The following is a 13,195-nucleotide window of genomic DNA, read 5'->3' on the forward strand; positions in this document are numbered from 1 at the left end:
CATATAATAAGAAAGTAGGTGATCATACTTGTCCCCGTAGCTCAGCAGGATAGAGCAACGGTTTCCTAAACTGTAGGTCGGAGGTTCGAATCCTCTCGGGGACGCTATTGAAGAAAAAGCCTTGATGTATCAAGGTTTTTTCTTTTTTATGCATACGCCCCTCATCGTTTATTTTGGAAAATACGGAGACAAAGAACATGTCTTGAACGTATTACTTGTAGCAGAAAACGATGGAGATAAGGGGTGTTTCCTTTGAAAAAAGTGATCATAGGCATGGTCTTCGCTATTTTCTTCAGTGGTTGCAGCTCAGATACGGTCGTACAAAATCAGACTGCCGCTCCACCTGCAAAAGAAGTGACGAATACTGGCACAGAACAGAAACAACCGGTCGACAGCTCTACAAGCTATATCCAAATCGCAAGCTATATGGAAGAAGAGAGCAAAAAAGCTTTCTCCCCCTACTATGAGTTTGTAGAGTTTACCGTATCAGATTATGAAGAGAAGACAGTTGACGGAAAAGTGGAAGCGACATTCGGGTATCAAGTGAAATACAAAAACTTTGAGAAAGACCCTGATACCGTGGACTACATCAAAGCGGCAAAAGAAAAAAACGATCCCAACTACCAACAGCTGTATGATGAATATTTGCAACCCAAGGACATGAACTTTCATTTGAAAGCCGTAGTTGAAGATGCGGACTCCATAACGCTTTACACCAATGTGAGTCCAAAAGGAATCCAATGGGAAAAGGCAGTCATGTCTGATTTCATCCTGAAGAAATAAGATAGCGACTTAACTGTAAGGACCGCGTAATCACGCGGTCTTATTCATTTTTCTCGCACCAGTACTCGTACTCATTGTCGATCCAATCTTTGATATGATCGTAATTCTCCCAAGTATCGTCCACGTGATACACACTTGGCTCACAATCAAACGCTTCTAGATAATGATAGCGATACTCCCCCGTATCGAAATCGAAGTAAAACATCGCGAACTGGTTTCCTTCTTCAGTCAGCATGTCTTTTGCAAATACTCCACCTGTCTTCTCATAAACTTCAGGGCCTGTAATCTTCCTTTGTTTAAAATCAGCGATGAGGTTTTCGAAACTCTTATTAAAATCTTCGCTAACCATTTCATTTTCAATCAACCAGCCGATGAAAAAACCTGTATGTACGTATGCCTGTTTTTGAGGTAGATCCTCCTCAAAGTTTTCGTAATGATATTTCGCCTTATCGTATACCGTTGTCACTAGCGAATCCTCTCTTTCTATTTGCCCGTTTTTCAAAAATTATACAGGATAGATGTAATCGTAAAAAGTCAAAAGAGGATGAAGAAGGAAGGGTAGGAATTTTGTAGCATTGCCGTGATTCGAAGTGGTAGTATTTAACTGTTATATAGAGAGAACCATTGGTTGGTTCATAGAGGGGTCATATTTCATGCGGAAATTGCTTGCCTATTTTCTTAGCGCTGTAATGATTAGTCTAGTAATCCTTCCTGTAGAGCCTGCGTCATCTAGAGGCTCAAGTTCATCTAGCTCCAGTAGTTCAGGCAGAAGCTCAGGTTCGTCTAGTACAAGCTCATATTCGTCTGGCAAAAGTTCAGGATCATCGAGTACCAGCTCATATTCGTCGGGCAGAAGCTCAGGTTCGTCTAGTACAAGCTCATATTCGTCTGGCAAAAGTTCAGGATCATCGAGTACCAGCTCATATTCGTCGGGCAGAAGCTCAGGGTCATCTAGTACAGGATCATATTCGTCCGGCAGAAGCTCGTACTCTTCAGGAAAAAGCTCAGGCTCAACCAGCAAAAGTTCAAGCTCCTCGATAAAAAGCGCAAAGCCTTCAAGCGGTTTCAAATCATCCAAGCCGGTTAAAATCAAAAAGCATGACGATGACGATGATGAAAACGTGGAAGAAGATTCAAGCCAAGAAGAGGAGACGAGCGAAGAAGCCGCTGCGGAAGAGGAAAGAATCAAGCGGTCCGAACTCTTAATCCAAATCGATAGCGGTATTGGACCATACCATTTACAACCGAATCAATATTATCAAACGACCATTTGGGGTGACCCAACTCATAATGGTCCCCTATACTTTACCGTACATAATAACGGACAGTTAGAAGAGGTAGATGAGAGTGAGATAAATGGGGCAACAGTATTTAACATCCCATACAATTTCGATCCAACACCATTTGAAAAAGAGTTTTATCTTAATAGCCTGCCAACGGATCAAATCTATGTGGCATCCTTTCAATATCAGGATATTTACTTGTTTTTAGACCCAGATGGAATCATTCACTGGCTCCCTAAATATGAAGCCTTAGAGAAAAACCTCCCCATTATAGAAGCAGAAGAGGTACTGCTGTCAGAGCAGACACTGGAAATGCACAGCAACCAAATGGCCTTGCATAATTTCCCCAAAAACAAAGTCTACCGGAAGAATATCAATAGAATTCCGAGGTATTTTCTGTTTAACAATGAAGAAAATGTTCAGTTAGTAGGAAAAAAAGAACTTAAGAACTATGAAGTTTTGGAATATGACCAAATGATTGATCCGACTTCTCCTGATCTTATGGGAGAGATCGAAGAAAAAATCCAAGATTCAGGGGTCCCGACAGGATACATATATCAGATGACAGTGAACAATGCCCCGCGACATTTTATCTATTATGGAAGCCGTTCGGTTGGGTTTGTAAAGAACCTGTCGTCTGTTCAAGAAGATTATAAAGTCCGCGATTTTGAACAGGTTGTCCAAAAGATGCGGAAAGAAAAACAAGAAGAAGAGAAAAGGCAATCGATCTGGAAGCTGTATTTGATTACAGCCGGTGCGATTATGCTCGGTATTTTTCCTTTATCCTATTGGTATATGACTAAAAAAAGAAAGAAGAAGAAGCAACCTCCTAACAAGATCATTACGAAAAATACGAAAAGTACGAGAAAGAAAAAGAATGTAGAGTCTGTAAAGCCTGTAAAGCCTGTAAAGCCTGAAAGAACACCGATTCAACAGCCCCCACCTAAAAAGAGAGAAATAAGAGTAGAAGAAAAAAAGAAGTATGACGGCGGACTGTTTCAGCAATTTGAAGCCGCAAACAAAAAAGAACAGCCGAAAAGCTCTGGAAGCGGGCTGTTTGATCAATTTAAAAACAACCATTGATAAGCAAAAACCCGTCCTCAGTCTAGCTGGAGACGGGTTATTCATTCCATTCTATAACGTATACTCACTTAAAATAAACTGCGGAGCCAACAAGTACTCGACGGGATATAAATCATTTCTTCTTGTTAGTAACGCCTTTACTAACCCAATTTGATACTCTCCCATAACTTCAATGATCACGAACGCATCCTGCTTCTCATTCAGAGGATAAATCACATTGCTCGAATCAAAGACTTTGTGATCCACATCCAATGTAACCAGGTGAGAGGGTAGACCTTTCCACTCAGTGCGATAAACCACAAACGCTTTATTTTCTAACAAGTGAACCAGCTTGTCTTTGGATAAATTCAGTTCAATCCCTGTCATGTAGCCTTGCTCATCGAGATCGTTCTGGTATTCCTCATCGATCTCATCGTCAACCGCCTTCTCGTACGTTTTCGTGGATAAACGCATGTCATCTAACAGCTTTCCCCTGTTGAAATCAACGACTAGCGGGATGTGCAACAAGGAAGGATCGACATAACGGCTAATCTGGTTATCCTTCTCCTTTTGATAATCTATCATTTCCTTATCGGGTTGCTGCAAATAAATATAGCCCATGTTGCAGTAAGCATCACATGTAATAATCATGAGGCTTTCCTCTCTTTCTTTGAGAACTCGAAGAATGGTCAGAATTTTTCGGGTATGATAGAATGGTTTACCAACAATTGTTAATAGGAGGGAGCATGTCGGATGCAGAATGATAAGCGAATCACATTCATTAACCCTGAAACAATGCCACCTACTTTTGGCTACACCCATGCGGTGGAGGTTCGAAATGCACGGACGATTTATGTATCGGGTCAGGTGGCTCTCAACAAGGAAGGCCAAGTGGTCGGCACAGGCGATTTAGCTGCACAGACGAAACAAGTTTTCGAAAATATCCGATTCGCGTTAGAAGCGTCAGGAGTCAGCTTTGATCATGTGGTGAAATTGACTTTTTTCGTGACCGACATCTCCAAGATGCACATTGTCCGTGAGATTCGAGATCAGTATGTGAATACAGAAACCCCACCAGCGAGCTCTGCCGTTGAAGTGAGCAAACTCATCAGGGACGAGTTGTTGATTGAGATTGAGGCCATCGCCGTGGCAGATATATAGTTGTCTCATCCCCCTTCTGTTCGATTATTCATCGTTCAGGAGGGTTTTTTTGTGCTCATTTGGGAAGATTATGGAGCGAGATAAGCGGATCGGCAATGGTACGTGTCGGCTCTAAATCTTTTGCTATTGGAGTTGGTTGCATGAATTATATCATCGCAGGTATAGGTTTGATCACGGTATTTTTGCTTGCTTGGCTGGCAAGTAGTAATAAAAAACGTATTCGGTATCGTCCTATCCTCATCATGATTCTGATTCAGATCGTGTTTGGCTTGTTGCTGTTGCGAACCAATATTGGACTCATTTTAATATCAGGAGTTGCCAGCAGTTTTTCCGTACTCCTGGAGTATGCCTACGAGGGGATCAATTTTGTTTTCGGTGGCATTGCGAATCCGGGTGCGTCGCCATTTTTCTTACAAGTGTTGCTGCCCATTGTGTTCGTATCTGCACTGATAGGCATTCTGCAATACACGAGGATCCTCCCTTTATTTATTCATTATGTAGGACTTGTGTTGAGCAAAGTGAATGGTATGGGAAAATTGGAGTCGTATAATGCGATTGCCTCAGCGATCGTCGGGCAGTCCGAAGTGTTTATTACCGTGAAAAAGCAGCTTGGTGCTATACCCGAAAACAGGCTGTATACATTGTGCGCCTCTGCGATGTCCACCGTGTCTATGTCGATCGTGGGTTCCTTCATGACCATGCTCAAACCGGAGTATGTAGTAGCTGCGTTGGTACTTAATTTATTTGGTGGTTTTATCATTGCTTCCATTATTACGCCGTATGAAGTGAAGCCGGAAGATGATTTGCTCGATCAAGAAAAAGAAGAGAGACAGGCCTTCTTTGAAATGCTCGGGGAGTACATTCTGGATGGATTTAAAGTAGCCGTAGTCGTGGCCGCGATGTTGCTCGGATTTATTGCAATCATTGCGATGGTGAACGGGTTATTCAGTGCGGTATTCGGTATCTCGTTCCAAGCGTTGTTAGGGTATGCCTTTGCTCCCCTCGCTTTTCTCATGGGGGTTCCATGGCACGAAGCCGTACAAGCGGGAAGTATCATGGCCACTAAAATAGTGGCGAACGAGTTTGTCGCCATCCTCGACTTTACGAAAATTCAAGGTCAGTTAAGCGAAAGAACGGTCGCCATCGTGTCAGTGTTTTTGATCTCGTTTGCAAACTTTGGCTCGATCGGGACAATTGTTGGCGCGGTAAAAGGCTTGAATGAAAGGCAAGGAAATGTCGTCGCCCGGTTTGGACTGAAGCTGTTGTATGGGGCAACACTCGTCAGCATTTTGTCAGGGATTATCATCAGCATTGTGGTGTGAAGGGGACCCTTTCCGGGGTCTTTTTTTGTATTGTACTTTAGGCATGAAAAAACTCCCCTTAATAGCAGGCTTTATTATTTCACCTGTCTACTTAAAGGGGAGCATCTCACTTCCTAGACAGCCCTTTTTAAGTATTCACACTGCGGCTAGATCACCATAGTAGCGTCGATAATAAGCTGACTTCTCCAATAATTGTTCATGTGTCCCTATAGCACTGATGCGTCCTTGGTCTAATACAAGAATAACATCACTATTCATCACGGTAGTTAAGCGATGAGCAATAACGATGCGTGTGCATGCAATATCAGACAAATAACGATCAATTCTCTCTTCGTTTAAATGATCAAGTGAACTTGTGGCTTCGTCAAGCAATAAGACTGTCGGTTTCGTTAGCAGTGCCTTCGCTAATGCAATCCGTTGCCGTTGACCACCTGATAGATTCATCCCCATTTCACTTATCATGGTATGATACTTCATCGGCATCTGCATGATTTCATCATGAATTTGAGCAGCTTTTGCTGCCTCCATCACATCTTCTATTGTTGCTTCAGGTGCAGAAAATCGAATATTATCTAGGATACTGCGATTAAATAAGTAAATACTCTGGGGCACAGTACCAATCTGCTTCCGTATATGCTGCATATCTAAATTTTGTGAATCTATGCCATCATAGCAAATGCGACCAGCTGTTGGTTCAAATAAACCAATCAGCAGATTGACTAAAGTCGACTTTCCTGCACCAGATTGACCAATAATCGCCACCTTCTGACCAGGCTTAATGTGCAGACTAATATCACACAATGTTTGATCAGAGAACTTCGAATATGCATAGGATACATTTTCTAATTCAATCTTCCCTGTCAATTCTATTTTTTGTCTGCCATCATAATGTTCAGTTGGAGCATCAAGTACATCTTGAACACGTTTTAAATATGAAGTTGTGAGAATAAAGCTGTTAACTGTCCCGACCAAACTACCACTTACTCCAAAAAACTGACTTGCTATGGATTGAATCGCAATAAGCATTCCTAGTGATATGACTCCATCAAAGACATGATATGCACCCAACCACAATATGATAAGCGGTGCTGCTAGCTGTAGTAGACTTGTCATTGTCACTAGTACGTTTGTAATCCGTTCTTTACTGCGATAAATATCAAGTAAGTTTTTGAAATGATGTCGCCACTTCTCAAACATACTCTCTTCAATACCACTCGTCTTAATATGAAATATCCCCAATAGCATCTCCGTTTGCACCGATTGTACATTAGTTCCTGCAAGAATCTGACGCTGATTCCATTCAGCGATTACCTTCTTAGTAAATACAACTGCAAGAATATTGATTAATGATAAAGCAACAACTAACAATGCCAAGGAAGTAGATTGTATCGACATATATATGAAAAGAGCGATTAACATCAATACATCTAATACCCCACGAATGATACTTCCAGAAATAAGTTCACGTATCATATTCAACGAGTTAGCCCGAAATAGCAGATCTCCTATAGAACGAAGCATAAAGAAGCTATAGGGGAGTTTCAGCAAATGTTGAAAAAAATTAATCTGTAACAACGAATCCAAAACATTGTGCATGGTAATAAGTACTCTGCCCCGAATATAGGTAAACAAAGATGAGGTGACTAACATGATGAGAATACCCAGTGCCATAACACTCATCATCGTAGTATTTGCAGGCATAATCACCTTGTCGATCAATTGCTGAATTAATATTGGCATTGCGATGGCACACAATTGTAAGACAGCAGTTACTAAAAATACCAGAACGAACAATTGTTTATTCTGAAGGATAAGTCTGAACATAGTAGCCCAGACATTGGCTGTCTTTACACGCTCGAAGTTTGCCGTTGGATTAAGTTCTAAAACGTAGCCATGAAAGTGGCTCATAAAGGATTCTTCATTCAAATGCTTGCGTCCTATAGCAGGGTCAATAATCGTATACTTCTTCTCGCTTGAATCTTTCTTATGTTTGATTCGCTCCAAAACTACGTAATGATGTTCATCCCAAGTAATAATAGATGGTAACTGTAAAGTCTCTAACAATGCCAAATCTGACTGATAACATTTTGCTGTAAACTGAAGCTGTTCTGCTGTCTTCTTCAACTGAAACAAACTAGTCCCATCACGTCCACTGCCTAGCGCTTCACGTAAATCATACATACTTATGCTACTCTTATAGTAATGCATGATCATTGCCAAACAGCAAGCCCCACACTCCGTTTGCTGCATCTGTTCAATGAATGGTACGCGCCATCGGTGATCTTGTTTATCTTGCCTCTCATCATTCATACCGATCATCTCCATATCCAACAAACGATAACACGACAGTTATCGTGGCAATTCAAATGCAAGTATTGAAGGCACCCGATTATCTAACAATCGTAAATATTCGTATCCCATCCCAGCAGTTCCTGTCATCAATCCATCACACTCCAATCTTGCAATTAAGTGGTCAGATGACTTATATGACTCATAATCTTCAATTGCTCTCAATGCCCAATCATTTGCAATATCCACTAGATTAGGATCATTCATCAATTTACTTACGTGTAGCAAAATATCAGCATTACCTAATATGCCATGACACAAGCAAAAACTATTATATGTATTCCCACGATTCAACAAAGTCTGCAGTGCATTCTTATAGTCTTGAGTAACAAATTCCCACTCTTGTGCATGTAGGAGATTCATTGCTTCAAGATGATGCATAATCTCTGCGCGAGCAAGTGCGATACCTGGAGCACCATGACACCAAAAGTTAGCATATTCATGTCTATCTGTAGAGCGCAAGTCTCTCCAGTTTTGTTCAATTTCCGAATAGTAATGATTTTCATATATGAGCAATCTATTCGCCATTTTCAAATACTGTTCACAGCTTGAATGATTACTATGGTTATCACTTAATCTAGCAAGCCATGTGAACGCCCATGCTAACCCGGCTGCACCATGAGATAAACCCGTCAACAATATTTGCCCACTCGTCGTGCTGTCATTGTCGACTACATGTTGGTTAGTCAGTCCATCAGGGTATATTTTCGAGCCAGCATCAAAATTCAATTCCTCCATTAATGTATAGAGGCGTTCCCCAGCCGCTTGTGCCACATGTAAATACGCTACATCATGCAAAGCATCGTAGATACGAAGCATAACGATCATACAACCTGCAAGACCATTGATTACATCATACTGAGTTTCTTTTTCTATTCCCCGCATCAATACGGATAGCCTATTCTTGGCATTTTCTAGCAAGGTATCATCTTTCCATAGCAACCCACAATAAATGAGTGCATAAATATTTGTACTTTCACCTAAATAAGCTGAGGTCGAAATAGTTATCTCATTGGACAATTCGCTTGCTTCATCTAGTTTCAGCTTACTTGGCTGAATAGCATTCAAAAGCTGTCGTGCAATTTCCCGATACTGCTGGTCGCAAGTGATATGAGTTAGTTGAGCGAGATATAACACATAACCACCTAGACCACTATACATATTGTGATCTAACCATGTTGGTTTAAATTTATCCTCTACTCCAACTATAGCAAACCCAATACACGCAATATTACTATCATCTGTTTGGACAATGCGACGCATTATACTATTACCTATTGATGTCGCATATTGCTGAAATTGTGTAATTCTATTCTCATTATGTATTACATCTTGGGTTAGTGTTGTAGTATGGCGATTATACATATCAGCACGCTGATTGTATGAATGACCATCACTAGAATGTTCACTTTCCTCCAAGCTGGATAGAGACCAGCGCAAATATTGTAGCTGTAAACTAAGATCATCTTCAGATAATTGCATCAGGTAATGTTCCATTAACTCAATAATCGACATCGGATAAAAATTGGGTATACAGACTCCATTCATATCATATAAGTCACGACTATTAAGTGAGAACATAAAGTAAGGAACATCTTGCCGCTGCATTTGTTCCAACTCACATTCCATAACAGCAGGTGGTGGAAACGTTGAGTTATTCACCATAATTTTTAATAAGCGATTGCGGTCTGATTCATTCTGTAAATAATCAGGATGCATACTATCTGATAAAAACTTTCCATACAAGGCTGTTGCCCGAAATACATGACGACCAGTCGCATCAGAATACGGTAAGAGTATGTCACGAACAAAAGTATCGCGATGCGTATGTAATAATCGATACAAATCACAAAAACCTTCGATCATATGCTTTGTATACATCGAGATGTCCATATATTCGCCATTTAATATTGGTCGATTTTGTTTTTCATTAGTCGTAAATATGTCGTCAATCAAATAAGCTTCATCTGTGCCAACATTTTCAATACGCTGAGTCTTCATTAACTGCGACTTTTGTCCACCTCGACCGCCTGCTGCACTTAAATCAATATCCCATAGTGCATTAGGAATATAAATTCCAGGTAGCATTAGAGATGAGAATATCGTTCGCTGATTTTGCTCCCCTAGCACCTGATGCAATTGGGTATCTGTTAATGGAGTAAATATGGTCTCCAAATCAATTAATATCGGCTGAGCTCCATTTGCGATAATATTTTCAGAATGATAATCAGTAGCCCCACATGTATAGCATAATGCCGATAATGCACCTAGACGATAATAGAACTGTTCTACTTCCATAATGGATTGACATGGATTGTGGCTTACAAACTCATGATATCCATAAGCTCCACAATTGAGCACATGTGGACTGCTCAACAAATACTTCAAACCTCTCTGATTAATCCAATCAAGCATAGTACTATAACATTCATCTATACGTAATGAATGGGGTTTATACACTAGCTTAGCACCACTGTTAAACTTTAATATGGCAACTGATTTACCTGTGTTATGGGTATCCCCTGCTCCAATCTCTATCCCAGTTAGACAATCATATTCGCAACCATTTCCCAATTTCGACTTGAATTTTATCCAATCTGAATGGTAATGATCAATAATTTCACGTACATACGAGCTAAACATTAACGTGTGTTCTGTCAAGCACCTAGCTAACACTGGGTATGTATCGAAGAATACTCTTAAATGATGAGGATCTTCTAACAGTTTAAAATACTCTTGATATCGCTCGTTCGGTGATTCAGCTGTTAAATCACCTAACTGACTAGCAATGGATATCTCTAACGTCGTCGTCTTGAACTGCAATGAAGCCAACCGTTGTACACACGCTTGCATGAGCCCTTGTTCAACTTGAAAATCATCGATAATATCTGCATGAACATTATTTAGAGCTTCCTGAAGATTGCGCCAAAAATCTGCTAGAAATGGACGGATTATGGGATTAGGTTCTTTTTCAATGAACTCATTATCATGAGAGGCACTTAATATTCGGTTCAGATTCTCATCGCTATCTACACTAATCCCTCTATCTCTTGCAGCTTTAACCAAAATGTCCCCTCCTGCTATATTTATTTCGTACCAAAGATTTATTTATCATCGAATATTTGACATATGTAGGCCGCACATTCTGCATGGCGACCTCATACGATTATTTGCTGGACTTGGAAATAAGATGATTAGGATTAATATTCATTTTGAGTATTAATTGTTCAATAGTTAGAACATTACGGTTCATTATCTAAAACCGCATTATGGAAAGAAACTATTCATTAACCCACATTACAATCAGAAGTGAGAAGGTAACATTTCACCATCTCACTTCTGATTAATTACTTATAATTTTCTAGCATTGTGGTACATCACCAGGGCGGTACGTAAGACATTGGCTTTGAGTGGGAGTCGGTGGATTACAACTATCATTATAAGTGTAACAACCAAACGCGTATGAGATAATATTACCGGTTGTAGTTCCCACGGAGTTTGCTTCAACACTACCTGCAACCATTTCCTTCAACTGTTTCTCATCAACTTCGCCAACCGGCGAAACAAATCCTTGCTTCGCTCTCCCCTCAGAAGAACGATACTGAGCACGTAGATCATTGTTAGACATATACAACTTCCTTTCGAGATGATAGTAGCACTATATATTATCTCTTCTCCATAAAAGAGAAGAAGTGCTCACAAAGATACTCTGCCTTCCATTCTGTGTTTAAAATAATCTCAAAGCGCACATTTTAAATATTACAAATTTCGACTCAAAAATGGAAATACTTACAATTTATAACACGAATTTAGTAGAATGTAAATATAAACTATAAATTCGAAACATTTCTTTTTAAGGAGGTATTTTCTGAAAACAGGGACACTTTTGAAAAAAATGAGGGTGGAGTGTATTATTAGTCAGTCTGCTTTGAGTTGCATTTCTAGTAGAACTACTCCAGCATCATAATGCTATTCCTCTTGGAAACCTTGTTCTGTATTTGGATAAAATGAACGTTAGATTAGATGAGTTTTCATATTTCTTAGGTTGCGATGAGACCATTCAAGAGGAGATGAAGTCGGATGAGAAAATGGGTGTGTATGGCTGTAGTGGCAGGTTTGATTGTGGGAGGCTGTTCACCTGACGCGAGCGTATCAACAGATTCTAAACAACAGCCTGTAACCGAGCAGCAGCAAGAGGCGGGAAATAGCGGGGGCGACCAAAAGCAAGAGAAGCAAACCGCTACCGTGCGCCAAATTATTCTGGACGATCAATTTTTAAAGCAGCTATCCAAAAACGAGATCAGTGGCTTCGATATCCACATCGGGATGAAGCGGGATGAGGTTTCTGCGCTATACGGCAAGGTAACGAAACAGGATTATTGGGATGGCGGGCGCTATGAAGTCTTTGAGAAGCTAGAGAGTGCGCTCATTTATTTTGATGGGCAGGATCGCGTGTATGGAATTGATTTGGCTGGTCTTCATCTACATGAAACGAATCTGGACACAATCCGTAAAAATCTGGGGGCGCCTGTCAGTGAAGAGAAGAGCATGGCCGATCAGGATTATGTCATGTTTTTTGAAGCGGGAAATAACTCCGTATTTATTAGTGCAAAGGACGAGCAATCACCAGCAGACAAAATAAGAATCATCAATAAAAAAATGATCGAGGAATCGCCGCAGAAAGAATAAAAAGAAAAAGCCAGTCAGAAGGCTCGAAAATGACCTTCAGACTGGCTTTTATACGTTAACAATGGCATTACTCAACCGAGCTTTTTCCAAACAGAATAGCGTCGAGTGCGAACTTGGAGCTGCCGCTGATACCAAGAGAAACCAACATCGCAAGCAAGGCCAGATCCAACTCATAACCAGCGCCACCTTCACCGCCCAGGAAGCCGGCAGCGAGCTTGGCTTTAAAGATCGCACCAAGCATGACAACAGACAACGCACCTGCGAACACGCGAGTACCCAGACCGAGAATCAAGGCAATACCACCTACTACCTCCAAGAAGGCTACGAGATAAGCAATGAATGCAGGGAGTCCCATGGTCCCGAAGAAACCAGCGACATTCTCCAGCCCCATTTGGAATTTAGCCACTCCGTGAATGGCAAAAGTAAGACCAGCAATCACACGTAGAATAAGTGCGCTCCATTCAAAACGATTAGACATGTATGAATCCCTCCGAAAATTTAAATGCGTAACAAAGTTACTTTTCGTTAGTAAGTATACAATAATAA

The 13,195-nt window shown here is 40.7% G+C and carries 11 protein-coding genes and 1 tRNA gene; 6 read left to right on the forward strand and 6 right to left on the reverse strand.

The features are described 5' to 3' along the window. The first annotated feature begins 30 nt into the window (after positions 1 to 30). Both HP399_RS00285 and HP399_RS00290 read left to right on the forward strand, forming a co-directional pair. Positions 31 to 104, forward strand: a tRNA-Arg gene (locus tag HP399_RS00285). Between the two features lie 139 nt (positions 105 to 243). Then, a complete protein-coding gene (locus HP399_RS00290; RefSeq protein ID WP_370642592.1) occupies positions 244 to 783 on the forward strand; it encodes a hypothetical protein in 540 nt (179 codons plus the stop codon). A 40-nt stretch (positions 784 to 823) separates the two neighbouring features. Here HP399_RS00290 and HP399_RS00295 read toward each other — a convergent pair whose 3' ends face one another. Together HP399_RS00295 and HP399_RS00300 are read right to left on the reverse strand one after the other, a co-directional pair. Continuing rightward, a complete protein-coding gene (locus HP399_RS00295; RefSeq protein ID WP_173620798.1) occupies positions 824 to 1,249 on the reverse strand; it encodes a DUF7832 domain-containing protein in 426 nt (141 codons plus the stop codon). A gap of 204 nt (positions 1,250 to 1,453) precedes the next feature. Continuing rightward, on the reverse strand, positions 1,454 to 1,852 hold the full coding sequence (locus HP399_RS00300) for a hypothetical protein (protein ID WP_228088426.1): 399 nt from the start codon (positions 1,850 to 1,852) through the stop codon (positions 1,454 to 1,456). Positions 1,853 to 1,904: 52 nt separating this feature from the next. On the opposite strand from HP399_RS00300, the gene HP399_RS00305 reads away from it, so the two are divergent. Next, on the forward strand, positions 1,905 to 3,149 hold the full coding sequence (locus tag HP399_RS00305) for a hypothetical protein (RefSeq protein ID WP_173620797.1): 1,245 nt from the start codon (positions 1,905 to 1,907) through the stop codon (positions 3,147 to 3,149). Between the two features lie 51 nt (positions 3,150 to 3,200). On the opposite strand, the gene HP399_RS00310 is transcribed toward HP399_RS00305, so the two are convergent. Beyond that, a complete protein-coding gene (locus HP399_RS00310; protein ID WP_173620796.1) occupies positions 3,201 to 3,779 on the reverse strand; it encodes a hypothetical protein in 579 nt (192 codons plus the stop codon). 102 nt (positions 3,780 to 3,881) lie between these two features. Here HP399_RS00310 and HP399_RS00315 point away from each other — a divergent pair, with 102 nt between their 5' ends. Both HP399_RS00315 and HP399_RS00320 read left to right on the forward strand, forming a co-directional pair. Continuing rightward, positions 3,882 to 4,289: a RidA family protein gene (locus HP399_RS00315; protein WP_173620795.1), complete on the forward strand. Its 408-nt coding sequence runs from the start codon at positions 3,882 to 3,884 to the stop codon at positions 4,287 to 4,289. Between the two features lie 140 nt (positions 4,290 to 4,429). Further along, entirely contained in the window at positions 4,430 to 5,611 is a 1,182-nt protein-coding gene (locus HP399_RS00320; RefSeq protein ID WP_173620794.1) for a NupC/NupG family nucleoside CNT transporter, read from the forward strand. A 135-nt stretch (positions 5,612 to 5,746) separates the two neighbouring features. On the opposite strand, the gene HP399_RS00325 is transcribed toward HP399_RS00320, so the two are convergent. Both HP399_RS00325 and HP399_RS00330 read right to left on the reverse strand, forming a co-directional pair. Next, positions 5,747 to 7,921 (reverse strand): peptidase domain-containing ABC transporter, encoded by a 2,175-nt coding sequence (locus tag HP399_RS00325; protein ID WP_173620793.1) that lies wholly within the window; start codon positions 7,919 to 7,921, stop codon positions 5,747 to 5,749. 39 nt (positions 7,922 to 7,960) lie between these two features. Beyond that, positions 7,961 to 11,026 (reverse strand): type 2 lanthipeptide synthetase LanM family protein, encoded by a 3,066-nt coding sequence (locus HP399_RS00330; RefSeq protein WP_173620792.1) that lies wholly within the window; start codon positions 11,024 to 11,026, stop codon positions 7,961 to 7,963. Positions 11,027 to 12,040: 1,014 nt separating this feature from the next. Here HP399_RS00330 and HP399_RS00335 point away from each other — a divergent pair. After that, entirely contained in the window at positions 12,041 to 12,649 is a 609-nt protein-coding gene (locus HP399_RS00335) for a hypothetical protein (RefSeq protein WP_173620791.1), read from the forward strand. 67 nt (positions 12,650 to 12,716) lie between these two features. On the opposite strand, the gene HP399_RS00340 is transcribed toward HP399_RS00335, so the two are convergent. Beyond that, a complete protein-coding gene (locus HP399_RS00340; RefSeq protein WP_173620790.1) occupies positions 12,717 to 13,127 on the reverse strand; it encodes a DoxX family protein in 411 nt (136 codons plus the stop codon). Positions 13,128 to 13,195: the final 68 nt, after the last annotated feature.

The sequence above is a fragment of the Brevibacillus sp. DP1.3A genome (assembly GCF_013284245.2).
Classification (GTDB): Bacteria; Bacillota; Bacilli; order Brevibacillales; family Brevibacillaceae; genus Brevibacillus.

What these genes read in the sequence shown, in the direction of transcription:
- HP399_RS00310 (WP_173620796.1), bottom strand. Translation starts at nt 3,779, where the DNA reads ATGATTATTACATGTGATGCTTACTGCAACATGGGCTATATTTATTTG.
- HP399_RS00325 (WP_173620793.1), bottom strand. Translation starts at nt 7,921, where the DNA reads ATGAATGATGAGAGGCAAGATAAACAAGATCACCGATGGCGCGTACCA.
- HP399_RS00340 (WP_173620790.1), bottom strand. Translation starts at nt 13,127, where the DNA reads ATGTCTAATCGTTTTGAATGGAGCGCACTTATTCTACGTGTGATTGCT.
- HP399_RS00315 (WP_173620795.1), top strand. Translation starts at nt 3,882, where the DNA reads ATGCAGAATGATAAGCGAATCACATTCATTAACCCTGAAACAATGCCA.
- HP399_RS00335 (WP_173620791.1), top strand. Translation starts at nt 12,041, where the DNA reads ATGAGAAAATGGGTGTGTATGGCTGTAGTGGCAGGTTTGATTGTGGGA.
- HP399_RS00320 (WP_173620794.1), top strand. Translation starts at nt 4,430, where the DNA reads ATGAATTATATCATCGCAGGTATAGGTTTGATCACGGTATTTTTGCTT.